The 22,922-nt window shown below is 61.5% G+C and carries 20 protein-coding genes and 1 tRNA gene; 19 read left to right on the top strand and 2 right to left on the bottom strand.

The window, feature by feature from the left end; all coding sequences use genetic code 11:
- The first annotated feature begins 237 nt into the window (after positions 1-237).
- From ASD32_RS23680 to ASD32_RS23670, 3 genes are read left to right on the top strand one after another with little or no spacing between them, the layout of a single operon-like run.
- The gene (locus ASD32_RS23680; RefSeq protein WP_060640486.1) at positions 238-1,218 is read left to right on the top strand and encodes an ABC transporter substrate-binding protein; all 981 of its coding nucleotides are present in this window, start codon (positions 238-240) and stop codon (positions 1,216-1,218) included.
- Between the two features lie 9 nt (positions 1,219-1,227).
- Positions 1,228-2,922 (top strand): iron ABC transporter permease, encoded by a 1,695-nt coding sequence (locus tag ASD32_RS23675; protein ID WP_060640485.1) that lies wholly within the window; start codon positions 1,228-1,230, stop codon positions 2,920-2,922.
- Positions 2,910-3,932 (top strand): ABC transporter ATP-binding protein, encoded by a 1,023-nt coding sequence (locus ASD32_RS23670; RefSeq protein WP_060640484.1) that lies wholly within the window; start codon positions 2,910-2,912, stop codon positions 3,930-3,932. Before ASD32_RS23675 ends, ASD32_RS23670 begins: the two co-directional genes overlap by 13 nt.
- A gap of 4 nt (positions 3,933-3,936) precedes the next feature.
- Here the strand turns inward: ASD32_RS23670 and ASD32_RS23665 are convergent, their stop codons facing one another.
- A complete protein-coding gene (locus ASD32_RS23665; protein ID WP_060640521.1) occupies positions 3,937-4,320 on the bottom strand; it encodes a DUF4189 domain-containing protein in 384 nt (127 codons plus the stop codon).
- A gap of 209 nt (positions 4,321-4,529) precedes the next feature.
- Here ASD32_RS23665 and ASD32_RS23660 point away from each other — a divergent pair, with 209 nt between their 5' ends.
- The 4 genes from ASD32_RS23660 (at position 4,530) to ASD32_RS23645 (ending at position 7,607) form a co-directional block, all read left to right on the top strand.
- Entirely contained in the window at positions 4,530-5,636 is a 1,107-nt protein-coding gene (locus ASD32_RS23660) for an endonuclease/exonuclease/phosphatase family protein (RefSeq protein WP_060640483.1), read from the top strand.
- 27 nt (positions 5,637-5,663) lie between these two features.
- Entirely contained in the window at positions 5,664-6,392 is a 729-nt protein-coding gene (locus ASD32_RS23655; RefSeq protein WP_060640482.1) for a hypothetical protein, read from the top strand.
- Positions 6,393-6,463: 71 nt separating this feature from the next.
- Positions 6,464-7,381 carry a PhzF family phenazine biosynthesis protein gene (locus ASD32_RS23650; RefSeq protein WP_060640481.1) on the top strand — a complete coding sequence of 306 codons (918 nt, stop codon included), beginning with the start codon at positions 6,464-6,466 and terminating at the stop codon, positions 7,379-7,381.
- A 150-nt stretch (positions 7,382-7,531) separates the two neighbouring features.
- A tRNA-Lys gene (locus tag ASD32_RS23645) sits at positions 7,532-7,607 on the top strand.
- 85 nt (positions 7,608-7,692) lie between these two features.
- On the opposite strand, the gene ASD32_RS23640 is transcribed toward ASD32_RS23645, so the two are convergent.
- The gene (locus ASD32_RS23640) at positions 7,693-8,721 is read right to left on the bottom strand and encodes an NADP-dependent oxidoreductase (RefSeq protein WP_060640480.1); all 1,029 of its coding nucleotides are present in this window, start codon (positions 8,719-8,721) and stop codon (positions 7,693-7,695) included.
- A gap of 197 nt (positions 8,722-8,918) precedes the next feature.
- Here ASD32_RS23640 and ASD32_RS23635 point away from each other — a divergent pair, with 197 nt between their 5' ends.
- From ASD32_RS23635 to ASD32_RS23575, 12 genes are all read left to right on the top strand, one after another.
- Complete coding sequence (locus ASD32_RS23635; RefSeq protein WP_060640479.1) at positions 8,919-9,911, top strand: MsnO8 family LLM class oxidoreductase; 993 nt, start codon at positions 8,919-8,921, stop codon at positions 9,909-9,911.
- 23 nt (positions 9,912-9,934) lie between these two features.
- Complete coding sequence (locus ASD32_RS23630; protein WP_060640478.1) at positions 9,935-11,284, top strand: LLM class flavin-dependent oxidoreductase; 1,350 nt, start codon at positions 9,935-9,937, stop codon at positions 11,282-11,284.
- Positions 11,285-11,300: 16 nt separating this feature from the next.
- A complete protein-coding gene (locus tag ASD32_RS23625) occupies positions 11,301-12,503 on the top strand; it encodes a M20 aminoacylase family protein (protein ID WP_060640477.1) in 1,203 nt (400 codons plus the stop codon).
- Between the two features lie 48 nt (positions 12,504-12,551).
- A complete protein-coding gene (locus tag ASD32_RS23620) occupies positions 12,552-13,106 on the top strand; it encodes a GNAT family N-acetyltransferase (RefSeq protein ID WP_060640476.1) in 555 nt (184 codons plus the stop codon).
- Between the two features lie 36 nt (positions 13,107-13,142).
- Positions 13,143-14,924, top strand: coding sequence for an amino acid ABC transporter permease/ATP-binding protein (locus ASD32_RS30990; protein ID WP_082546902.1), 1,782 nt, complete (start codon positions 13,143-13,145; stop codon positions 14,922-14,924).
- Between the two features lie 75 nt (positions 14,925-14,999).
- Positions 15,000-15,944: an ABC transporter substrate-binding protein gene (locus ASD32_RS23605; RefSeq protein WP_060640475.1), complete on the top strand. Its 945-nt coding sequence runs from the start codon at positions 15,000-15,002 to the stop codon at positions 15,942-15,944.
- A 70-nt stretch (positions 15,945-16,014) separates the two neighbouring features.
- Positions 16,015-16,953, top strand: coding sequence for a transporter substrate-binding domain-containing protein (locus ASD32_RS23600; RefSeq protein ID WP_060640519.1), 939 nt, complete (start codon positions 16,015-16,017; stop codon positions 16,951-16,953).
- A gap of 27 nt (positions 16,954-16,980) precedes the next feature.
- Positions 16,981-18,015, top strand: coding sequence for an LLM class flavin-dependent oxidoreductase (locus tag ASD32_RS23595; RefSeq protein WP_060640474.1), 1,035 nt, complete (start codon positions 16,981-16,983; stop codon positions 18,013-18,015).
- Positions 18,016-18,058: 43 nt separating this feature from the next.
- The gene (locus ASD32_RS23590; protein WP_060640473.1) at positions 18,059-18,655 is read left to right on the top strand and encodes a DsbA family protein; all 597 of its coding nucleotides are present in this window, start codon (positions 18,059-18,061) and stop codon (positions 18,653-18,655) included.
- Positions 18,656-18,959: 304 nt separating this feature from the next.
- Positions 18,960-20,150, top strand: coding sequence for a cystathionine beta-lyase (locus ASD32_RS23585; RefSeq protein ID WP_060640472.1), 1,191 nt, complete (start codon positions 18,960-18,962; stop codon positions 20,148-20,150).
- 323 nt (positions 20,151-20,473) lie between these two features.
- On the top strand, positions 20,474-22,195 hold the full coding sequence (locus ASD32_RS23580; RefSeq protein ID WP_060640471.1) for an ABC transporter ATP-binding protein: 1,722 nt from the start codon (positions 20,474-20,476) through the stop codon (positions 22,193-22,195).
- A gap of 91 nt (positions 22,196-22,286) precedes the next feature.
- On the top strand, positions 22,287-22,901 hold the full coding sequence (locus ASD32_RS23575; RefSeq protein ID WP_060640470.1) for a DUF1236 domain-containing protein: 615 nt from the start codon (positions 22,287-22,289) through the stop codon (positions 22,899-22,901).
- Positions 22,902-22,922 lie beyond the last annotated feature (21 nt).

The following is a 22,922-nucleotide window of genomic DNA, read 5'->3' as shown; positions in this document are numbered from 1 at the left end:
CCCCTTGGCCCCGCCACATGCGCCCGGACCGGATTGCAGATATTTCTAATATATTCAACAGGTTTAGGCGGCTGAGCGGCAATCCACCCAGTAATGTTCATCGGATTATCCGGCTATCTATCCACAAGACGCTTGTGGCGGGCTGTTTATTCGCCGCCGGTTGCGCAGGCAGTGTCACATGCCTGTCAAGTGCCGCCACTATCCATCCCTCCATCTGTTCACTTGGGATGAAGACCGATGAAGACGTTGCTTGGTGCGTTCACCGCACTTGTTGCCGCCAGCCTGATCGCCGTTTCGGCGCATGCCGAAAACCTGGTGCTCTACACCAGCCAGCCGAACGAGGACGCGCAGGCCACCGTCGATGCCTTCAAGGCCGCCAATCCGGGCGTGGATGTCGAATGGGTACGCGATGGCACGACCAAGATCATGGCCAAGCTGATGGCCGAGATCGAGGCCGGCAATCCGGTTGCCGACGTACTTTTGATTGCCGATACCGTGACGCTGCAGCGGATGAAGGAAGCAGGCCAGCTCCTGAACTACATGTCGCCGGAGGCTGCCAACTACGATGCGGCGCTCTATGATGCCGATGGCGCCTATTACTCGACCAAGATGATCACCACCGGCATCATCTACAACACGGCGGCATCGCTGAAGCCGGCCGGCTGGAAGGATCTGACCAAGCCGGAAGCCAAGGGTCTGGTGACAATGCCGAGCCCGCTCACCTCTGGCGCTGCGCTGATCCATGCCCAGACGCTGACCGGCATCGACGGTTTTGGCTGGGACTACTACAAGGCACTGGCCGAAAACGGCGCCACGGCCGCAGGCGGCAATGGCGGCGTGCTGAAGGCGGTTGCCACCGGGGAGAAGGCCTATGGCATGGTGGTCGATTTCATGGCGATCCGCGAAAAGGCCAAGGGCGCACCGGTCGAGTTCGTGTTTCCGGCGGAAGGCGTCAGTGCCGTGACCGAGCCGGTCGCGATTCTCAAGACGGCCAGGAATGTCGATACGGCCAAGAAATTCGTCGATTTCCTCCTGTCCGAACCGGGCCAGCAGGTTTCCGTCAAGCTCGGCTATATTCCGGCCCGCAATGGCGTCGCCCTTCCGGAAGGCTTTCCGGCGCGCGACAGTATCAAGGTTCTGCCAATCGATGCCGCCGCAGCCGTGAAGAACTCGGAAGGCGACCTGAAGACCTTCTCCGGCATCTTCGGCACCAACTGATCGGTTCCCATGCCCAGACGATCTGCCAATCGAAGCAGCCAGCCCGCCTGGCTGCTTCCTTTCGTTGTTATCACCGTGTGCCTGCTGAGCGGCCTGCCGCTGGCACGGCTGCTCTATGTCGGATTGCGTTTCTCCCTTGAGGGGAAAGCCACCGGCCTGTTTTCGGAGCCTTCCACCTGGTTTGCCATCCGCAACACGCTGATGACCGCCACCGGCGGCATGGTGATTTCCGTTGTGCTCGGGGCGAGTTTTGCCTTCGTCGTGACGCTCACCGATATCCGCGCGAAAGGCTTTTTCAGCTTCGCCTTCGTGCTGCCGATGATGATCCCGCCGCAGGTGACGGCGCTGGCCTGGGTGCAGATGTCCGGGCCGGCCAGCCCGCTGTTGAAGACGCTCGGCATTGCGCCGCCGCTGGGCAGTCCACAGCCGCTCTATTCACTGGGCGGGATCATGCTGCTCCTGGGCGTGCAACATGCGCCACTGGTGTTTCTGGCGCTCAAGGCAGGGCTTGCAGCCTTGCCGCGCGACGGTGTCGAGGCTGCGCGTCTTTCCGGAGCCGCGCCGATGCGGGTATTTCGCGACATCATCTTTCCGCTGGCAGTGCCCGGCCTGATCGCCGGGGCGGCGATTGCCTTCGTGTCCGGCGTCGGCAATTTCGGCATTCCCGCGATCCTTGGAATTCCTGCATCGATCTTCGTACTCCCGACGCTGATCTACAGCCGCCTTTCGAGTTTTGGCGCGGGCACGTTTGCCGAGATGGCGCAGCTTTCGATGGTGATCGCCGTCATTGCCGGGCTCGGTCTGGTGATCCAGCAGCGGGCTTTGCGGGGCAGGGATTACCGCATCATCGGGCTGTCGGGCCAGAGTGCGGCCTTCGCGCTCGGTCCGTTGCGTTCAATCGCGGAGGCTGGGTTTTCACTGGTGCTGTTCTTCGTCCTTGCCGCACCGCTCGCCGCTCTCGTCGCCAGCTCGCTGGTCCCCGCCTATGGCGTGCCGCTCAATATCCAGACCATGTCATTGCATGCCTATAGCGAGATCCTGTTTCGCCAGTCCGTGACGCTGACGGCGTTTGCCAATTCGCTGTTTCTGGCCGGGACCACGGCCTGCGGGCTGTTGCTGGTCACGGTGCTCACCGCCTATCTGCTTGCCCGCCGCCCCGGAAAACTGGCCGATCTTATTACCGGCCTCATCGAAATTCCCTATGCGCTTCCCGGCATCGTGCTGGCCGTGGCGTTCATCCTGTTGTTTGCCGCACCGTTGCCGCTCGTCAACGTCTCGATCTACGGCACGATCTGGATCATCCTGATTGCCTATTTCTCCAGCTTCTTTGCCGTCAGCCTCAAGCCCGTAGCCGCCGCCTTCCTGCAGCTCGATCCCTCGCTCGAAGAGGCCGCCCGGCTTTCCGGCGCAGGCTTTGGCCGGCGCATGCGCGACATTCTCGTTCCGCTCATTGCGCCTGCTGCTGGCGCTTCGGTCATTCTCGTCTTCCTCATTGCCTGCAGCGAGTTGACGGTGTCGGCACTGCTCTGGTCGGCGGGCACGCAAACGCTCGGCGTGGCGATCTTCAATCTCGACGACAGCGGCAGTTCCGATCTGGCTTCGGCGCTCTCCGTGCTCGTCGTCATCATGGTGGTCATCCTGATGCTCGCTCTGGAAATGCTGGCGAAACACCTTCCAAGAGGCGTACTGCCATGGCGCAACTGATCCTCAATCACCTCAGCAAGGATTTCGGCACCGGCCGGCCTGCGGTCTCCGATGTGTCGCTTACCGTACGCGAAGGCGGCTTCCTGGCCCTGCTTGGCCCATCCGGTTGCGGCAAGACGACGGTGCTGCGCATGATCGCCGGTTTCGAGCAGCCGAGCGACGGGTCGATCGTGCTGGGAGAGCGTACGCTGGCCGATGCCAGCGGCGCGCTGCCGCCGGAAAAACGCAACATGGCGATGGTGTTTCAATCCTATGCGCTATGGCCGCATATGACCGTGGCTGAGAATGTCGGTTATCCGCTGAAAGTGCGTGGCATCACCGGCGCCGCATGGCAGGCGCGCGTCATGGAGGCGCTCTCGGTCGTGCGGCTGGAGGATTTCGCCGAGCGGCGTCCGGCCGATCTGTCCGGCGGTCAAAGACAGCGCGTGGCGCTTGCCCGCTGCCTTGTTACCGCGCCGGACGTGGTGCTGCTCGACGAACCGCTGGCCAATCTCGACCGCCACCTGAAGGCTGCAATGGAAGAGACCTTTCGCGAATTCCATGCCCGGTCCGGCGCGACGATGATCTACGTGACCCACGACCAGGGCGAGGCGATGGCGCTGGCGACCGACATTGCCGTCATGTCCGAAGGGCGGTTGATACAAGTTGCCTCGCCGCAGGATATCTATGCCCGGCCGGAAGGCCGGGTGGTCGGCGGGCTGGTCGGGCAGGGTGCCATTCTGGATCTCGCGCTGCCGGAGCACGGCCCGCGTCTCCTGTCATGGCCAACGATCGAAACAGCCTTCCGCCGGACGTCGGCCCCAGGCCGCGCCGTGCTGGTGCGCCCCGAACATGTGGTAGCGGACCCGGCCGGGATTTTGCTGCAGGTGATAGCCTGCGTCTTCGAGGGCGAGCGCTTTGCCCTATCTCTTCGCACCGCCGGCGGGCAAGGCCTCAAGGCCTATGCCACGCATCCGATGGATTGCGGCGTCCTGCAGCCATTCGTGATCCGGCAGGCATGGCTTTTGTGATTAATCAGTTGGCGCCGGAACATTGCCAGCGGATCACCCGGCAGCTGTCGGAATGATTGGAGCAGGCGGCAAGTGCAGCGCGTTGCGCCCGCCGGCTTCCCGGCGCCCAGTTGGAACCCCAGCCGCCGTCTGCCCCGCGCGCCACCGCTCCGCAGCCATTCTTGAACCAGATCGCAACCCGGCAATCGCCGGCATTCCGGTCGCAATGCGATTGCGCCACCTCATCGGCCTCCGAGCGCGAGGAATAGTCGTACGACCAGCCTGTCGCGCCTGTTTTCGGCGAAAGCGAGATCGCGCCAAAACTGTCGGCATGGGCCGTTGCCGCGCCAAGACCGAGGAAGGCCAGGGCCGATATCACCGCCGTGGCCGTGCGTTTCCAATTTGACATGTCCATTCCTCTCCCTGTGCCGTGCATCCCGCCGGCCAATCTTGCAAGTGGGAAACGGCCTGTCAGGATCAATTATTCGCTCCCTCCGGATCACCCCAGAAATGGCCCCGGTGCAGCCCATCATCCGGCCGGATTGGCAGACGGAGAAAGGCCTTCGCCTTTTGCGGTTGATTGGCTAAAGTCGCCGCGATTGCATCCGGAAACTGCTGATGACCCTTCGCCTTGCCACCTTCAATATCGAGAACCTGATGAGCCGGTTCGATTTTTCCGGCTTTCGCAACAACCTCAAGCAGGATCGCGTTCTCAGGCTCTTCGACGTCAAGACCGAGGCGGAATACCAGCGGCTGGAGGAAGCCCGCACCATCGCCTATACCGATGACACGCGGCAGATGTCGGCGCTCGCCATTGCCGATTGCGACGCCGATATCCTTTGCCTGCAGGAAGCCGACAATATGGCGGCGCTGCAGGCCTTCGAATACGGCTATCTCTTCCGCATGGTCGGCAATGGCTACCGGCAGAAATATCTGATCGAGGGCAATGACAGCCGGGGGATCGATGTTGCGGTTCTTGTGCGCGAGGAGACCCGCGACGGCCAGAAGATCGAATGCGTCGATGTCAAATCGCATGCCGGTGTCACTTACGCCGATTTCAACCTGTTCAACGATGCCCTGGCACTCACCAACGTGCCCGGCGACCGCATTTTCAAGCGCGATTGCCTGGAGCTGGATTTCCGCATCGGCGGCCGGCCGTTCACGCTGTTTGTCGTGCATTTCAAGTCGATGGGCCCGGCGCGCGACGGGCTGGATGGACGCACGGCCACCATGCCGGTGCGCGCTGCCGAGGTGGCTGCCGTCCGCCGCATCGTCGAAAACAGGTTTGGCGCCGATCATCTGAACGGCAAGATGTTCGCGATCTGCGGCGACATGAATGATTATCAGGAGCGTGTCGATGTGCTCGGCGACCGGCGCACCGGCTATCGTTTCGAGCCGCGCCAGGAGGCCGAAAGCGCGCTGGATGTGTTCAGCCATGACGGCTTTGTGGAAAACGTCATGCGCCGGCGCCCGGAGCTCGACCGCTGGACGCTGTTTCACAGCCGCGGGCCACTGGAGCGGCATCTTTGCCAGCTCGACTATATCTGGCTGTCCAAGGCGCTTGCCGAGCGCAATCCCGCGAGCGTGCCCGAAATCATCCGCGGCGGCCAGCCCTACCGGACGATCTTTCCGATGGGGCAGGAGGTCGAACGCTATCCGAGAACCGGATGGGACCGGCCGAAAGCCTCCGATCACTGCCCGGTGGTCATTTCGCTGGACATATGAACCTTTCAGAGCGGATTTTGTGAACCCATGACAAGCACGTTATCCACATGGCCCGGCGATCGGCTGATCTTTCCGGTCGATCGCATCCAAGTCGAAGTGTCGGACGCGCCGCATCCCTTCTGTCTTGCGCGTGAGGCGGAAATCACCGCCAACTGGGACCATGAGGTGGCGGCCAATCCTGCCTTGTTTGACGGCCGCATGCTGTTGATGCGGGCACTGGAGCTTGGCGGCGGCGCTTTGTCTGGCACCTGCCATATCGTTCCCTTCTCGGCGTTTCTGCTCTGGCGCAAGACCCGCCCGGCCGGGGCAGCGCTGCATCTGTTCGGCCTGCCGGTGATCGTATCTTCGGACGGTGCGGTGATCGCCATTCGCATGGGCCAGCACACCGCCAATCCGGGCCGTGTCTATTGCGCTGCGGGCTCGCTCGATCCCGATGACATCAGCGGCGGATATTGCGATATCGACGGCAATATGGCGCGCGAGGTGATGGAGGAAACGGGTCTTGCGCTATCGGACGCCAAAAGCGTCTCCGGTTTCCATGGTCTGCGCCATCAGGACGCCGTGACCCTGTTTCGTGCCTATCATTTTGAGGAGACTGCGGCCGAGCTGATCGACAGGATTCTCGCTCATATCGCTGCCGATCCGGAGCCGGAAATCGACGCCGCCCTTGCCATCCGCACCGCCGATCCCGGGCAGCATCCGTATCCGCCCTTCATGCCGCCGGTTCTGCAATGGGTTTTCGGCACCGTAAAGTGACGCTTTTGCGCTTGCCGGGAGCGACCTGCCATGCAAGGTCTGGTACCTGAAAACAGCAAAGGGAGACCATCGTGGCGCGTCGCTATGCAATCTACGACGTTTTCACCGCCAACAGGCTGGAGGGAAATCCGCTCGCCGTTGTCTTTGACGGCGATGGCCTCAGCGATGCCGCGATGCAGGCGATTGCCGGCGAGTTCAATCTGTCGGAAACGGTGTTTCTGCAGCCGCCGCAAAAAACCGGGCATGCCGCAAAACTGCGGATTTTCACGCCCGCCTATGAACTGCCGTTCGCCGGCCACCCGACGGTGGGCGCCGCTGTTGCGTTAGCGGAAGATGGACGCTCGTTTGACGATAAAGACTATGACCTCGTGCAGATGCTGGAGGAAAATGTCGGCCCGGTGCGCTGCGCCGTGCGCGGCCGCGCAGGCGAGGCGACCTTCGCTGAATTCGACGTGCCACGCAAATCGGTGCGGCTCGATGCCAAATTCGACCGGCAGGCGATCGCCGATGCATTCAGCCTGAAGGCGACGCAGATCGGCTTTGAAAACCATGTGCCCTCGTTCTGGAGCGCCGGGGTCCCTTTCGTGACGATCCCGGTTCACGATGTGAGCGCGGCCGCCGCCGTGGAGTTCGACGCAGCACAGTGGGAGCAGATCACCCCGATCGCCGAAGGCCGGCTCGCCGCCGCCTATCTCTATTGCCGCGGCGGCGTCAACCATGCCGCACGCTTCCACACGCGGATGTTTTCTCCCGCCATGGGCATTGCCGAGGACCCGGCGACAGGCTCCGCGCTTGCCGCCTTTTCCGGCGCCATCCACAGTTTCGATCGGCTGATCGACGGCCATCACCCGTTCCTGGTCGAGCAGGGCGTGGAGATGGGGCGCCCATCGCTGCTGCACCTTCATATCGACGTCTCCGGCGGCGAAATCAGCACGGCCCGGATCGGCGGACAGGCGGTGAAGATCGCGGCCGGTGAACTTTATCTTTGAAAAACAGCCTCTAAACAGCCCACACAGATTTTTTCAAGAAATCCGAAAGAAAATCACCGGCGGAACTAGACAAGCCCGGCGAACCCCATTATACGCCGCATCACACCACAGCAATGTGGTTCTAGAGGCCGCAAACGAAGCGGTTCTGGCGGGTGATTAGCTCAGTTGGTAGAGCAGCTGACTCTTAATCAGCGGGTCGTAGGTTCGAACCCTACATCACCCACCATTCTCTTTTTGTCTTTCAAGACAGGTAAATTTACTTCCACAAAAGCGCCTCCGGCTTGACGCCAGTGGCCGGTGAGACCCCTTGCTCAGGCGGCGACGCGGACGATCAGCTTGCCGAAATTCTGTCCGTCGAGCAGGCCGATAAAGGCGTCTGGAGCATTGTCCAGGCCCTCGATGATATCCTCCTTGTATTTCAGCCGGCCATCGGCAATCCAGGCTGTGGCTTCCCTGTAGAAATCGGCCCGCTGGTCGGAAAATTCCCGCTGTATGAAGCCTCTGATCGTCAGGCTCTTGCGCAGGATGGCGCGCATGACGGCCGGGAGTTGATCCTGTGCGCCGGGCGCGGAACGGTCTTCATTGTAATGCGCGATCAGCCCGCAAACGGGGATGCGTGCGAAATCGTTGAGCAGGGGAAATACCGCGCTCCACACGTGGCCGCCGACGTTTTCGAAATAGACGTCGATGCCATCGGGGCAAGCGGCTTTCAGTTCTGCGGCGAAATTGCTGGACCGATGGTCGATCGCGGCGTCGAAACCAAGCTGGTCGCGCACATAATCGCATTTCTCGCGTCCACCGGCGATGCCGATGGCGCGGGCGCCGAAAATTCTGGCGATCTGGCCAACCGCCGAGCCAACAGCACCGCTGGCGGCGGCAACCACAACCGTTTCTCCGGCCTTCGGCTTCCCGATGTTGCGCAGGCCGGCATAGGCGGTAAATCCAGGCATGCCGAGAATGCCGAGCGCCGTTTTAACCGGCGCCTGGTCCGGGTCGAGTTTCCTCAGGTCGCTGCCATGCGCAACTGCATGGCTCTGCCATCCGGAATGGGAGAGAACGATATCGCCGGGATTGAACGCAGCGTTGCGTGAGTGCAGAACTCTCGCAACCGTTCCGCCCTCCATCACCCCACCGATCTCGACCGGCTTGGCATAGGATTTGGCTTCATCCATGCGGCCGCGCATGTAGGGATCAAGGGAGAGATAGAGAATTTGCAAAAGAACTTCGCCCTCGGCGATATCCCGCAGCGGCTCGTCTTCAAGCCGGAAGTTCCCCACAACGGGTTTGCCAGAGGGGCGCGAGGCAAGGACGATGCGGGTCGAAACGGGGTTGCCTGGCATAGTTATCCCTCACTTTCAGATGTCGCTGACCTGTTTTTCAATAAGTTAGTCACCGCTAACCCTATCGGTTTCACCTGAATAGGCCAGGTGAGTTTTTCTCTCAACGTCTCGCCAAAGAGAATGCCGTTCCTTATAAATCGGTTTGTCTACTGGTTTTATGGACTAAGTTTTGCAACTTAGCGAAGGGATCATCGGCTATGTCCTACCTCCTCAGTCTCCTAGACAAGAGCCCTATCGATGAGGGTGGCACTGCGGTGGAGGCGCTGCGGGCGACGGTTCGGCTGGCGCAGAGGGCGGAGGAGCTTGGGTATCACCGGTTCTGGGTCGCCGAGCATCATAGCATGCTCAACCTGGCAAGTTCAGCTCCGGAAACGCTGATTGCCTATCTTCTGGCCAGGACTGCGCGGATAAGGGTCGGTTCGGGCGGCGTCATGCTGCAGCATTACAGCGCCTACAAGGTTGCGGAAAATTTCAATCTTTTGGCGTCGCTGGCGCCGGGCCGGGTCGATCTCGGCGTCGGCAAGGCGCCGGGCGGCTTTCCGCTCTCGACCCGCGCCCTGCAGGTGGGGATCGATCCTGCGGCGAAACCGGACTTTGCGCAGCAACTCTCAGACATCAATCGCTATCTGGCTGCCGATCCCGCGCAGGACGGTCCGCATGCGACGCCGTTTCCGCCATCTGCACCGGAGCGATTTCTGCTGGGCGCCAGCGTTGAGAGTGCGCAGCTTGCCGCAGCCAAGGGCTGGCGGCTGGTGTTTGCGGGGCAGTTGAACGGCGATCCGGAAAACCTGCGTCTGACGTTCGAGGCCTATGAGCGGATGAGTGGCGGCAGGACGCCGATCCTGGCGCTTGCGGCCTATGCCGCCGAGGATGCGGCCCTTGCACGCCGGGCCGTCGGCGATCTGCGCATCGTCAAGGTTTTCCTCACCGACGGCAGAAGCGTCAATGTCGGTACCGAGGAGCAGGCGTCCGAATATGCGCGCCAGGCCGGCGTCGCCATCGATCGTCTCGAATCAAAGGTGCCGAGCGTGCTGCATGGCACGGCCGCAGATGTTCGCAGCCAGCTCGATGACCTCTCCAGCCGCTACGGCATCGGCGAATTCATCATCGAAACGCCGGCGCTCGCCAGCGCCGAGCGCTTCGCCTCCATCGAACGGCTCGCCAAGGAGCGGCTCTCGCTCGCCGCCTGATACGGACAACAAGGATTTATCCGATGGTTCACACACATATTCCGTTCGGCATCATGCTGCAGGGCCCCGGTGGTCACATGAACGCCTGGAAACATCCAAGCGGTCCCGCTGACGCCAGCGTCAATTTCGAGTTCTTCGTCAACACCGCCCGCAAGGCAGAGGCCGCAGGCATCGCTTTCGCCTTCGTGGCCGATGGACTTTATATCAACGCCCAGTCGATCCCGCATTTCCTCAACCGGTTCGAGCCGATCTCGATCCTGTCGGCTTTGGCGGCATCGACCGCAAAGATCGGCCTGGTCGGCACGGTCTCGACCTCCTATAGCGACCCGTTCACGGTGGCCCGCCAATTTGCCACGATCGACCAGATCAGCGGCGGCAGGGCCGGCTGGAATGCGGTGACGACGCCGCTCGAAGGGTCGGGGCGCAATTACAGCCGCGAGCATCCGGAACACGAGCTGCGTTACGAGATCGCCGACGAATATCTCGATGTGATCAAGGGCCTGTGGGATTCCTGGGATGACGATGCCTTCGTCCGCAACCGGGAAACGGGCGTCTATGCCGACAAGTCGAAGCTGCACACGCTCGGGCACAAAGGCCGCTTCTTCCGCGTCGAAGGCCCGCTGAATATCGGCCGCTCGAAACAGGGGCAGCCGGTCGTTTTCCAGGCGGGCGCGTCCGATTCCGGCATCCGGCTTGCTGGCAAACATGCCGATGCCGTCTTTACCAATGGTGGGCCGATCGAAGACGCGAAGGTCTTTTACAAACAGGTCAAGCAGAGCGCGATTGCGCAAGGGCGCCGGGCCGCAGAGATCGGCATCTATCCCGGCATCGGGCCGGTGGTCGGGGCAACGGCTGAAGAGGCCGAGCAGAAATATCAGGCGATCCGCAATCTCGTCACCATTGAGGAAGCGCTGCTCTATCTCGGCCGCTTCTTCGACCATCATGATTTCAGCGTCTATCCGCTCGACGAAGCTTTTCCGGATATCGGCGATATCGGCAAGAACAGTTTTCGCGCGACGACGGACCGGATCAAGAAGACGGCACGCGAGAAAAACCTGACGCTGCGCGAAGTCGCGCTCGATTCGGCCACGCCGCGCACGGCCTTTATCGGCACGGCCGATCATATCGCAGGCGAGATCATCCGCTGGGTGGAGGAGGGCGCCGCCGACGGGTTCATTCTCGGGTTCCCGGTGATTGCCGAAGGGCTCGACGATTTCGCCACCCATGTCCTCCCGATCCTTGAGCGGCGCGGCTATTTCAATCCTGTGCTCGAAGGTGAGACGCTGCGCGATCATCTGGGGCTGGATTACCGGGAAAGCCGGTACGTCGCGCCCGCTGAAGACGTCGAACGCGGAAAGGCGGTCGGCGCCTGAGGCGCCGGATAAAGCCATGAACATCATCGCACGGACAGAGCAGACCAACGGCCCTTCAGGGGATGATCCCGTGGAGCGCGGCATTGCCGCCTCTCTCGACGAGAGCATCGCGTTTCGCCACGACCTGCATCAATATCCCGAGCTTGCCTTTCAGGAGCGGCGCACCAGCAAGCTGATCGCCGCGCAACTGTCCTCCTGGGGATATGCGGTTACCACCGGCATCGCCGGAACCGGTGTTGTCGCCACGTTGAAGCGCGGCGACGGCGAGCGGCGGATCGGCATCCGGGCGGATATCGATGCCCTGCCGATTGAGGAGGCGACCGGCCTTTCCTATGCCAGCAACAATCCCGATGTCATGCATGCCTGCGGCCATGATGGCCACACCTCCATCCTCCTGGCCGCCGCCCGCTATCTGGCGCAGAGTTCCAGCTTCAACGGGACGCTGCATCTGATCTTCCAGCCGGCCGAGGAAATCGGCGCCGGTGCGAAAAAGATGATCTCGGAGGGCCTGTTCGAGCGCTTTCCGGTCGATGCGATCTTCGGGCTGCACAATTGGCCGGGCGTGCCGCTCGGCCAGTTCGGTTTCGTTTCGGGGCCGGCCATGGCCTCGGTCGATCAGGCAAAGATCCGCATCGTCGGCAAGGGTGGCCATGGGGCAGAGCCGCACCGCGCTGTTGATCCGGTGCTGGCGTCGGCGTCCTTCATCACCGCGCTGCAAAGCGTCGTCTCGCGCAATGTCGATCCGCAGGACATGGCGGTGGCGACGGTCGGATCAATCCATGCGGGGTCCGCCTCCAATGTCATCCCCGAAAGCGTCGAGCTGAAGATGACCATGCGCGCCTTCACAGAAACCGTCCGTCAGCAGTTGCAGGAGCGCATTCCGGCCTTGGCGCGGGCGCAGGCGGAAAGTTTTGGTGCGGTGGCGGAGGTGGACTACCGGCTCGGCTTCCCGGCGCTGATCAACCATCGCGCAGAGACCGAGTTCGCGCGTGGCGTCGCGCTCGACACGTTTGGTCCTGTACGGGTCGAGGAGGGCTTCAAGCCGCGCACGGCGAGCGAGGATTTCGCCTTCATGCTACAGGCGAAGCCCGGCAGCTATCTGTTTGTCGGCAATGGCGAAACAGCGCCGCTGCACAGCGCCCATTACGATTTCAACGACGCGATCATCGCGCCCGCCGCCCGCTACTGGGTGCGGCTGGCGGAAACTTTTCTCATCTGACGGCATCACCACATTTCCACAGGCCAACTTCTCACAGGAATGGCGACCATGAGCGATACGTTTGTCTACACCACGCCCCTCGATCCCCGCGCCAAGCCGCTGATCGATGAACTTACCTATGAATATGACAGCCGTTACGGCTCGTATTTCAACGCGGCGGGTGCAGTCGAGGAGATGAACCGCTATCCGGCCGAAGCCTTTGCGCCGCCGCATGGAAATTTTTTGCTGTTGCAGCGTGGTGGCGCGACGATCGGCGGCGGCGCGTTCAAGCTTTATGACGAGCGCACGGCCGAATTCAAGCGCATCTGGACCCGCTCGGACCTTCGCCGCCAGGGGCTGGCGGTCAAGGTTCTGCTCGAGCTGGAAGTGCAGGCGGCGCGTCAGGGCTATTCGCGCATCTACCTGACCACCGGCTTTCGCCAGCCGGAGGCCGTCGGGCTCTATCTGAAATATGGCTATACCGCACTGTTCGACGTCAAAGCCGATCCGGAAATCTACAAAACGCTGCCGTTTGAAAAAGAGATTGGCCATCTCGCCACTGTCGGCCTGCCGGCCGGCGTGGCTGGCGAACAGCCGTTCCCGCGCGCGGCCGCGCAGCGCTGAGCGGGTAGAAACTTCATTATTGACCGGGGATCACACATGGCGCTCACCACAGATTTTGCAGGCATAAAGCCCAGCCGTAAAGCGGCCGAGCACGGCCAGGACTATTCGCGCTACCGGATCGTCCCTGCGCGCCATCCCGGCCGCCTGGCCGGCACGATATTTGCGGGCCTGGTCATTGCCGTGGCCCTTTATTCGACCTTCACCAACCCGCGCTGGGGCTGGAATGTCTTTGCCGAATGGTTTTTTGCAGAACCGGTTCTGGCCGGTCTTGGCCGGACATTGCTGCTCACGGTTCTCGCGACCATATCCGGTTCGGTGCTCGGCACGGCGCTCGCCTTGGCGCGGGTGTCGAAATCGCCGCTTCTGTCGGGTGTCTCCTGGGGATACGTCTGGCTGCTGCGCTCCATTCCGCTGATCGTGCTGCTGCTCATTCTCAACAATCTCGGCTATCTCTACGAGACGATCCGCATCGCCGAACCGTTCACCGGTACGGTTCTCGTCGATTATCCGACGATGCAGCTGCTGACCCCGTTTGCCGCCGCCTTCCTCGGGCTGACGCTCAATCAATCCGCGTTCTTTTCCGAGATCGTCCGTGGGGGCATCCTGTCGGTGGATCAGGGGCAGCTTGAGGCGGCCGCCGCCCTTGGCCTGCCGCGCCGCCGTCAGGTGTTCCGCATCGTCCTGCCGCAGGCCATGCGCTCGATCCTGCCGACCGGTTTCAACGAGATCATCGGTCTGGCAAAAAGCACCTCCATGGTTTACGTGCTGGCGCTGCCTGAGCTTTTTTACACGGTCCAGGTCATCTATCGCCGCAATCTGGAGGTCGTGCCGCTGCTGATGGTGGCGACGGCCTGGTATCTGGTGATCATGACCGTGCTGTCGATCGCCCAATATTATATCGAGCGCTATTATTCCAAGGGCGCGGTGCGCAATCCCCTGCCTTTGCCCTTTGCGGGTTTGCTCGCTAGGTTTCGTCAGCCGGCACAGCGGCAGACGGCGGCTCCGGGGACACAGGCTGCGCGCAAGACCGGGTTTCGCGATGCGCCGCTGCTGCGGTCCGGCGCCACGGTGCGAATTCACGGCATTTCCAAGAGTTTTGGCGCGCTGAAAGTTCTGGATGGGGTCGATCTGACCCTTCCGGCAGGCAGTGTCACGGCCATTCTCGGGCCCTCCGGTTCCGGCAAATCGACTTTGCTGCGGGCGATCAATCATCTTGAGCGCGTCGATAGCGGCTTCATCTCGGTTGACGGCGAACTCGTCGGTTACCGTCAGAAGGACGAGACGCTCTATGAACTGAAGGAAAAGGACATCCTGAAACGCCGCGCCGATATCGGCATGGTGTTCCAGAACTTTAACCTCTTTCCGCATCTGACCGTTTTGGAAAACCTGATCGAGGCGCCGATGCAGGTCCGGGGGACGGACCGCGCCGAGGCCGTCGAGCTGGCGCGGGAACTTCTCGCCCGCGTCGGCTTGACGGACAAGATCGATGCCTATCCCCGCCAGCTTTCTGGCGGCCAGCAGCAGCGTGTTGCCATCGCAAGGGCGTTGGCGCTGAAGCCGAAGGTGCTGTTGTTCGATGAGCCGACCTCGGCGCTGGATCCGGAACTGGTGGGCGAGGTGCTGGATGTGATCAAGGAGCTGGCACGCACCGGCACGACGCTGGTGATCGTCACCCATGAAACCGGGTTCGCCCGTGAAGTCGCCGATACGGTTGTGTTCATGGAGGAGGGGCAGATCCTGGAAGTCGGACCGCCCGCCCGCATCTTCAGCCAGGCGACCCATCCGCGCACCCGCGAGTTCCTCGCAAAAGTTCTCTAGAAATTTCCGGCCACTCTGAGCGGACGGGATGGGACTGACAGTCAATACAACCATAAGATGAAAAGGAGACGGGAAATGACATTTTTACAGAGTGCTAAACGACTGATGGCAGGTGCGGTGACTGTTGCGGCATTGGGGCTTGGCTCCGCGCAGGCGGCAGACACGTTTGATCTCAGCCCCGAGCAGCCGAACCGGCTTCGGGTGCAGAAGAACGAGAAGCGCATCGAGCAGGTGAAAGACTTCAAATTCGTCGCAGACGGCGTTTTCACGGTCGGCATCAGCACCAGCGGCAATCTTCCGCTGCATGATTATGCGTCCGATTCCAAAACCGTCATCGGCTACGACGTCGATTTCGCGCAGGTGCTGGCCGACAGCCTGGGGCGCAAGCTCGAACTGGTCTCCGTCGCCTGGGCCGATTGGCCGCTCGGCCTCACATCCGGCAAGTTCGATGCGGTGATTTCGAATGTGACGGTGACCGAGGAGCGCAAGCTGAAATTCGACTTCTCCACCTATCGCAAGGATGAGCTCGGCTTCTACGTCAAGGCCGACAGCACCATCAGCGCGATCAAGGAACCGAAGGATATTGCCGGGCTGCGGGTGATCACCGACGCTGGAACCAACCAGGAAAAGATCCTTCTGGAATGGGACCGCCAGAACGTCGCGGCCGGCTTGAAGCCGGTCGAGGTGCAGTATTACGACGATGATGCCGTCCGCAATCTGGCCGTCCAGTCCGGCAGGGCCGATGTCGTTCTCAGCGTCAACGCAACCCAGGCCTATGCGGCCGCGCTGAAAGGCGAGACCAAGCTGGTCGGCACCCTCAGCGGCGGTTGGCCCATCACTGCGGAAATCGCCGTGACCACGCGAAAAGACAGCGGTCTGGCGGCTCCGCTCACGGATGTCATCAACGACCTGATCGCCAGCGGTGCCTATCGCAAGGTTCTCGACACCTGGAGTCTTGCTTCGGAATCGATCGACGAAGCCAAGACCAATCCTCCGGGCCTGCCGAAAAGCGGCTCGTAATCGCCAACGCCGGGCCGGTATCGTTTGGAGATACCGGCCTATTTTTCTGATGAAAATGGAGACCGGGATGATGGCTGGTACATGCACCTTACGTAACGTGACGATGGGCGCTATGCTCACGCTTCTCGGCCTGTGTGGCACCGCTGGGGCGCAAGAGGTGTTCGATCTCAGCCCCGGACAGCCCGCCCGCGTCCGGGCGCAGAAGAATGACGCAGCCATTGCAACCATCGCAAAGGATTTCACCTTCGTCTCGCCCGGCAAGTTCACAGTCGCGGTCAGCCCCGGCGGGCCGCCGCTTGCGACCTATGCGACGGATGCAAAGACTGTCGTCGGAGCCGACCCGGATTACGCTTCCGCCATTGCCGACAGTCTGGGGCTGGAACTGGAACTGGTACCGGTCGCCTGGATCGACTGGCCGCTTGGCCTGGTATCGGGCAAATATGATGCCGTCATTTCCAATGTCGGGGTCACCGAACAGCGCAAGGAGAAATTCGATTTTTCCACGTACCGGCAGGGGCTGCACGGCTTTTTCGTCAAGTCGGATAGCGCTATCGGTGCAATTCGGGAGCCGAAGGACACGGCCGGCCTGCGCATCATCGTCGGTGCCGGCACCAATCAGGAGCGTATTCTGCTCCGCTGGAATGACGATAATATCGGTGCCGGGCTGAAACCGCTGGAGCTGCAATATTATGACGACGATGCGGCTGGCCTGCTTGCGCTGGCATCGGCTCGGGCCGACGTCATCGTCCAGCCGCATGCGCAGCTCGTCTATATCGCCGCGCGCGATCACACGATCAAGCGGGTGGGTACCTTGAGCGCCGGCTGGCCCGACCGTTCCGACGTGGCGATCACCACGAGGAAGGGCAGTGGGCTGGCGGACGCTCTGACGGTTGCCACCAACGGGCTGATCGAAAGCGGCGTCTATGCCAAAAATCTCGATCATTGGCATCTGAGCGAGGAAGCGCTACCAAAATCGGAAACCAATCCGCCCGGCCTGCCGAAATCCTGACGCCAAGACTTGAAGGAAGACGACACGATGAGCCGCATCGCCATCAACCATATAGGCTTCCTGACGCCGGGCAATTATGCCGCCGCAGACCCGCTGTCCGGATTGGAAAAGACGCTGGACCTTCTCGAATATGGCGAAGAGCTGGGTTTCCAGAGCGCCTGGGCCCGCCAGCGGCATCTGGAGCCGGGCATCTCGTCGGCGACGGCGTTTCTGGCGGCGGCGACCCAGCGCACCCGCCGCATCGAACTCGGCACGGCAGTCATCCCGATCGGCTATGAAAGCCCCTACAGGCTTGCAGAAGACCTGTCGACGGTTGATGTCCTGTCGCGCGGACGGCTGAATGTCGGCTTGAGCGCCGGCCGGCCGCTGCATGCCGATCTGATCGCGCCGCTGGTCTTTGACGGCGATTGGGAGACCTATGATTTTTCGCATGAGCGGGTTCTGCGCTTCGTCGAGAACCTGAAGAGCAATCCCGTCGGCGAAGAGACGACCCTTATCAAGACGCCTTTCGGGCCGCAGCGGCCGCGGCTGCAGCCGCATGCGAAGGGGCTGACGGATCGCATCTGGTATGGCGGCGGGTCGCTGCGTTCTGCCCGTTGGGCCGGGCTGAATGGTTTCAATCTCCTGATCGGCAATGTCACCACCGGGGAGGAGACGGACGATTTCTTCGTGGCGCAGGCGCGGCAGCTGTCGGCTTACCGGGAGGCTGGCGGGGCGGGCAGGCGCGTCGGTCTCGGGCGGGTCATCGTGCCGACCGACAGCGCCGACGCACAGACGCGCAAACGCTATCGCGACTATGCGGCAGGGCGAAACGAGCGGACGCTGACGCCGCAGGGCGAGCGCCGTACACTCTACGCCCGCGACATCGTCGGCACGTCCTCCGAAATTCTGGAACGTCTGTTCACCGACCCGATCCTGCCGCATGTCAGCGAAATCAGGCTTGAGCTGCCCTATGAGTTTGAGGACGCGCAATATCGCCAGATCATCCACGACTTCATGACGCTCATTGCCCCGCAGCTTGGCTGGATCAACGGCAAAGACCGGCAAAAACGAACGGCCTGATAAGGGCTATCTTTCCATCCCGACAGCGCAGGAATGACAGGCATTGACCAAAATCGTTGAATATTTCTTCTCCATCGGATCGCCTTGGTCCTATATCGGCTTTGACGCCTTCGTCGAACTTGCGGCAAAGAACGGTGTCGAGATCAAACCCTATCTGACAACCGTCGTCGAAGAGAATGGTGGGATCTTTTCGCGCAACCGGCCGCAGGCCCGGCGCAGCTACTGGACGCGCGATCTCAAGCGCTGGGCGCGTGTGCGCGGCAAGGAACTGATCCTGGAAAACCGGCCGGAACTCAGCGATCCCGCACCCGCATCGCTGATCATCATCGCCGCCTATCTCGACGGCCAGGACTGGATCGGCCTGACCCGCGCCCTGCAGCAGGCCTTCTGGAGCGAGGCGAAGGACATCGGCCAGCCGCAGGTGCGCCAGGCCATCGCCGATGCAGCCGGATTTGACGGCGCCGCCCTGTTGAAACGCCAGGCCGATGACGACGTGCGCGCCAAATGGGCGGCCGACCGGGACCATGCCGTGGAGACCGGCGTCTTCGGGTTCCCGACATTCCTCTATGACAGCGAGATTTACTGGGGCCAAGACAATCTGCCCTTCCTGGAACGCCATGTTTCCGGCGACAGGCCTTAGAGCCTCGTACGATCAATGAGACGCATTCTGCCGGAAGGAAAAAAGCATCCGGCCCTTCGGGTTGCCTGAAATCGGCCGCCCACTGCGTCGGATGGCTTGCCCCGATGGGGCGGCATCGCCCTGCGCCATCCTTCTGGTGGATCGGCCGATTTGAGGCAACAGAAGCGCCTCATTGATCGTACGAGGCTCTAGGCTTGCAGGTGCATCTGGACTGAGTGAAAATTACCGCGCCGATGCCCGGCCGGAGATTGCCAAAAACCATAGGGCCCTCGCCGGGACCGCCACCAAAGACATGCAGGACACCATGAGCGACAACGACAGCACGCCAAAGACGACCGGCCCCAACACGCAGCTGGTCCGGGCGGGGCATGACCCCTTCGATTATCACGGTTTCATCAATCCCCCCGTGGTGCGGGCATCGACCGTGCTGTTTCCCACCGCGCATGCCATGGAAACGCACAGCCAGAAATACACCTATGCGACGCGGGGCACGCCGACGACCGACGCGCTTTGCCAGGCGGTCAACGAACTGGAGGGTGCCGCCGGAACCATTATCGTGCCGTCCGGGCTTGCCGCCGTCACGCTGCCGTTTCTGGCCTATCTCACGCCGGGCGATCACGCTCTGATCGTCGATTCCGTCTACGGCAATGTCCGGCATTTCTGCGATACGATGCTCAAGCGTTTCGGCGTCGAGGTCGAATATTACCATCCGTTGATCGGTGCAGGCATCGAAAAGCTGCTTCGCCCGAACACCAGGCTCGTGCATCTGGAAGCGCCGGGCTCCAATACGTTCGAGATGCAGGACGTTCCGGCGATCGCCGCTGCCGCGCACCGTCAGGGCGCTGTGGTGACGATGGACAATACCTGGGCGACGCCGCTGTTTTTCCGGCCGCTCGATTTTGGCGTCGATATCTCCATTCAGGCCTCGACCAAATATCCGGCTGGCCATGCCGATATCCTGCTCGGAACCGTTTCGGCCAATGCCGAGCACTGGCGGCGTCTGCGGCAGACCAATGGCGCGCTCGGTATCTGCGGCGCTGCTGATGATGCCTATCAGGTCCTGCGCGGACTGCGCACGATGGGGGTAAGGCTGGAGCGTCACCAGGCCAGCGCGGTGGAGATCGCCGAATGGCTGGAGGGCAGGGACGAGGTAGCGCGCGTGCTCAGTCCTGTTCTTTCGAGTTTTCCCGGCCACGCGATCTGGAAGCGCGATTTCAAAGGCGCAAGCGGCGTGTTTTCCTTCGTGCTTTCAGTCTCAAACTCGCAGGACTTCAAGCGAAAGGCGCAGGCATTCCTCGACGCACTCTCGCTTTTCGGGCTCGGATATTCATGGGGTGGTTTTGCCAGCCTGGCGCTGCAGGTTGATCTCAGCGAGCGTCAGATTCTCGAAGCCCCCAAAGAAGGTCCGGTTCTGCGGATTCACATCGGACTTGAGGATGTGGCCGATCTCAAGGCTGATCTGGACAAAGGTTTTGCCGCCGCTCGGGCGGTCTGATTCTGCATCATTGCTCAACTTTTCACGTGACGCGGGATCTGGCCCGGCCGCACTGGCGGCAGACTGTCCTGATCCCGGGCAGTCTGCTTTTCCTTCCCCATGATCCCGCCCCCGGCGACGGTGCAATTTCGCCCGTCGCGCGCATCGTGTGAATAAAAGCTTCATTCTTTAGGCAAGTTTTCTTCCGGAAGCTTGTTGTTCCCGGCGAACTGGCTAAAAGGGGCGGATCAAACCCAGGAGCGCAGGTCCGCAGGGACGATTGCGCCGATTTCCGTATCCGGCTGTTCGCTTTGCATTTGAACGCCGATGAAGGACCCGACATCATGCGCGATCTCGTCGCTCGCTTCTTTTCCTATTACCGGCCGCACCGGCGTCTTTTCATCCTGGATTTTTCCTGCGCGGTGACATCAGGCCTGCTGGAACTGGGCTTTCCCATCGCGGTCAAGCTGTTCATCGACGTGCTTTTGCCGACCGGGCAGTGGGGTTATGTGACGGCGGCTTCGGCGGGGCTGATGGTGATCTACCTGATCAATGGCGGCTTGATGGCTATCGTCACCTATTGGGGACATATGCTCGGGATCAACATCGAGACCGAGATGCGGCGCAAGGCGTTCGATCATCTGCAAAAACTGTCCTTCGGCTATTTCGACAACCAGAAGACCGGCCATCTCGTCGCCCGTCTGACCAAGGATCTGGAGGAGATCGGCGAGGTTGCCCATCATGGCCCGGAAGATGTGTTCATCGCGATCATGACGCTGATCGGCGCCTTCCTCCTGATGTTCTCGGTCAATCCCAAGCTTGCGCTGATCACGGCCCTCGTGCTGCCGCTGACGGCGTGGCTGACCACCCGTTATGGCGGCCGCATGACGCGCAACTGGCAGGCGCTCTACAATCGCGTCGGCGATTTCAACGCCCGCATCGAGGAAAATGTCGGCGGCATCCGTGTGGTGCAGGCTTTTGCCAATGAGGATCACGAACGTGGCCTGTTCGAGAAGGACAACCAGCGCTACCGCAAGACCAAGCTCGATGCCTACCGGATCATGGCCGTATCGACGACGCTGAGCTATCTCTCCATGCGTCTCGTCCAGATGGTCGTGCTGGTTGCCGGCAGCTATTTCGTGCTGAGCGGCGAGCTGACGGCCGGCGGTTTTGTCGGGTTCCTGCTGTTGGTCGGTGTGTTCTTCCGCCCGGTCGACAAGATCAATTCGGTCATCGAGACCTATCCGAAGGGCATTGCCGGTTTCCGCCGGTATATCGACTTCCTCGATACGCGCCCCGACATCGCCGACCGGCCGGGTGCCCGCGATATCTCCGGGCTGAAGGGGAATATCTCCTACAAGAAAGCCTCGTTCGGTTACCGCGAATCAAAGGCGATCGTGAAGGAATTGAGCATCGATATTCGCGCCGGTGAAACGGTGGCTTTCGTCGGTCCTTCGGGGGCGGGCAAGACGACGATCTGCGCGCTCCTGCCGCGTTTCTACGAGGTGACGGGCGGTTCCATCAGTATCGATGATATCGATATCCGCGACATGAGCCTGCGGTCGCTGCGCAATCATATCGGCATCGTCAGCCAGGATGTCTTTCTGTTTGCAGGCTCTTTGCGGGAAAATATCGCCTATGGAAGGCTGGATGCCAGCGAAGCGGATATTGTCGAGGCGGCCCGCAAGGCGCGGCTTGAAAGCGTGATTGCCGATCTGCCGCAGGGCCTTGATACGGTCGTCGGCGAACGTGGCGTCAAATTGTCCGGTGGTCAGAAGCAGCGTCTGGCGATTGCCCGCATCTTCCTGAAGAACCCGCCGATCCTCATCCTCGATGAAGCGACATCGGCGCTCGACACGGAAACCGAACGGGCGATCCAGCAATCGCTGGCGGAGCTATCGAAGGGGCGCACGACATTGGTCATCGCCCATCGGCTGGCGACGATCACCAAGGCCGACCGCATTCTGGTCGTGAATGAAGGGGCGATCGTCGAGGATGGCAGCCACACCGAGCTTTTAAGCCGAAACGGTCTCTACAGCCGCCTCAGTCAGATGCAGGCGGGGTAACACGTCCAGGATACATCCGCGTTCGGAACCTTGGCGGCGGTTGGGCGTTCTGTGTCCACTGTTTTACGCCATGTTTACGAAGGAGAAGAAGATGCGGTGGATTTCAAAACCTTTGCTCGCGGGTGCGATGCTTCTGACGGGTACCGGCCTGGCTTCGGCCGAGATGATGGCAACGACGGCAACCGACCTGACGGTCTATTCCGGCCCCGGCGCCGACTATCCGTCCGTTGGCATCGCCACGCGTGGCAGCTCCGCTGCCCTTGATGGCTGCCTCGAGGGCGAAAGCTGGTGCCGCATCGACGTCAACGGCTTGCGCGGCTGGGTTTACGCTCAGGAATTGACGGTCGATTACGATGGTGCCCCCGTTATCGTCCAGGAACGCCGTTCCGATCTCGGTATCCCGGTGGTGAGCTATGAAAAGACCGTCGTTGTCGATGGTCCGGCTTCCCCCGCGCCCGGCGATGAGCTTGTTGGAACGGTCGACAGCAGTGGCGCGATCATCCCGCCGCCGGAAGTGCGCACCTATATCGATGGTGCTCCGGTCGATACGGTCACCTATGATGGCGAGGTCATTGTGGGCGCCACGCTGCCCGGCGACATGGTGATCACCCAGGTGCCGAATTACCAATATAGCTATGTCCGCGTCAACGGTCGCCCGATGCTGGTTGATCCGCAAAGCCGGCGCGTCGTCTATGTCTATGAATAGTTTGAACGAAACAGGGGCCGC

Source organism: Rhizobium sp. Root483D2 (assembly GCF_001426685.1).
GTDB lineage: Bacteria > Pseudomonadota > Alphaproteobacteria > Rhizobiales > Rhizobiaceae > Pararhizobium > Pararhizobium qamdonense.
The sequence above is the reverse complement of the archived record's forward strand: the minus strand, read 5'-3'. Positions and strand labels throughout refer to the sequence as shown.

Excerpts from the sequence above, each read along its gene's own strand:
- ASD32_RS23655 (WP_060640482.1), top strand. The coding sequence starts at position 5,664 with ATGACAAGCACGTTATCCACATGGCCCGGCGATCGGCTGATCTTTCCG.
- ASD32_RS23675 (WP_060640485.1), top strand. The coding sequence starts at position 1,228 with ATGCCCAGACGATCTGCCAATCGAAGCAGCCAGCCCGCCTGGCTGCTT.
- ASD32_RS23580 (WP_060640471.1), top strand. The coding sequence starts at position 20,474 with ATGCGCGATCTCGTCGCTCGCTTCTTTTCCTATTACCGGCCGCACCGG.
- ASD32_RS23575 (WP_060640470.1), top strand. The coding sequence starts at position 22,287 with ATGCGGTGGATTTCAAAACCTTTGCTCGCGGGTGCGATGCTTCTGACG.
- ASD32_RS23595 (WP_060640474.1), top strand. The coding sequence starts at position 16,981 with ATGAGCCGCATCGCCATCAACCATATAGGCTTCCTGACGCCGGGCAAT.
- ASD32_RS23625 (WP_060640477.1), top strand. The coding sequence starts at position 11,301 with ATGAACATCATCGCACGGACAGAGCAGACCAACGGCCCTTCAGGGGAT.
- ASD32_RS23630 (WP_060640478.1), top strand. The coding sequence starts at position 9,935 with ATGGTTCACACACATATTCCGTTCGGCATCATGCTGCAGGGCCCCGGT.
- ASD32_RS23585 (WP_060640472.1), top strand. The coding sequence starts at position 18,960 with ATGAGCGACAACGACAGCACGCCAAAGACGACCGGCCCCAACACGCAG.
- ASD32_RS23605 (WP_060640475.1), top strand. The coding sequence starts at position 15,000 with ATGACATTTTTACAGAGTGCTAAACGACTGATGGCAGGTGCGGTGACT.
- ASD32_RS23635 (WP_060640479.1), top strand. The coding sequence starts at position 8,919 with ATGTCCTACCTCCTCAGTCTCCTAGACAAGAGCCCTATCGATGAGGGT.
- ASD32_RS23600 (WP_060640519.1), top strand. The coding sequence starts at position 16,015 with ATGGCTGGTACATGCACCTTACGTAACGTGACGATGGGCGCTATGCTC.
- ASD32_RS30990 (WP_082546902.1), top strand. The coding sequence starts at position 13,143 with ATGGCGCTCACCACAGATTTTGCAGGCATAAAGCCCAGCCGTAAAGCG.
- ASD32_RS23640 (WP_060640480.1), bottom strand. The coding sequence starts at position 8,721 with ATGCCAGGCAACCCCGTTTCGACCCGCATCGTCCTTGCCTCGCGCCCC.
- ASD32_RS23680 (WP_060640486.1), top strand. The coding sequence starts at position 238 with ATGAAGACGTTGCTTGGTGCGTTCACCGCACTTGTTGCCGCCAGCCTG.
- ASD32_RS23620 (WP_060640476.1), top strand. The coding sequence starts at position 12,552 with ATGAGCGATACGTTTGTCTACACCACGCCCCTCGATCCCCGCGCCAAG.
- ASD32_RS23670 (WP_060640484.1), top strand. The coding sequence starts at position 2,910 with ATGGCGCAACTGATCCTCAATCACCTCAGCAAGGATTTCGGCACCGGC.
- ASD32_RS23665 (WP_060640521.1), bottom strand. The coding sequence starts at position 4,320 with ATGTCAAATTGGAAACGCACGGCCACGGCGGTGATATCGGCCCTGGCC.
- ASD32_RS23660 (WP_060640483.1), top strand. The coding sequence starts at position 4,530 with ATGACCCTTCGCCTTGCCACCTTCAATATCGAGAACCTGATGAGCCGG.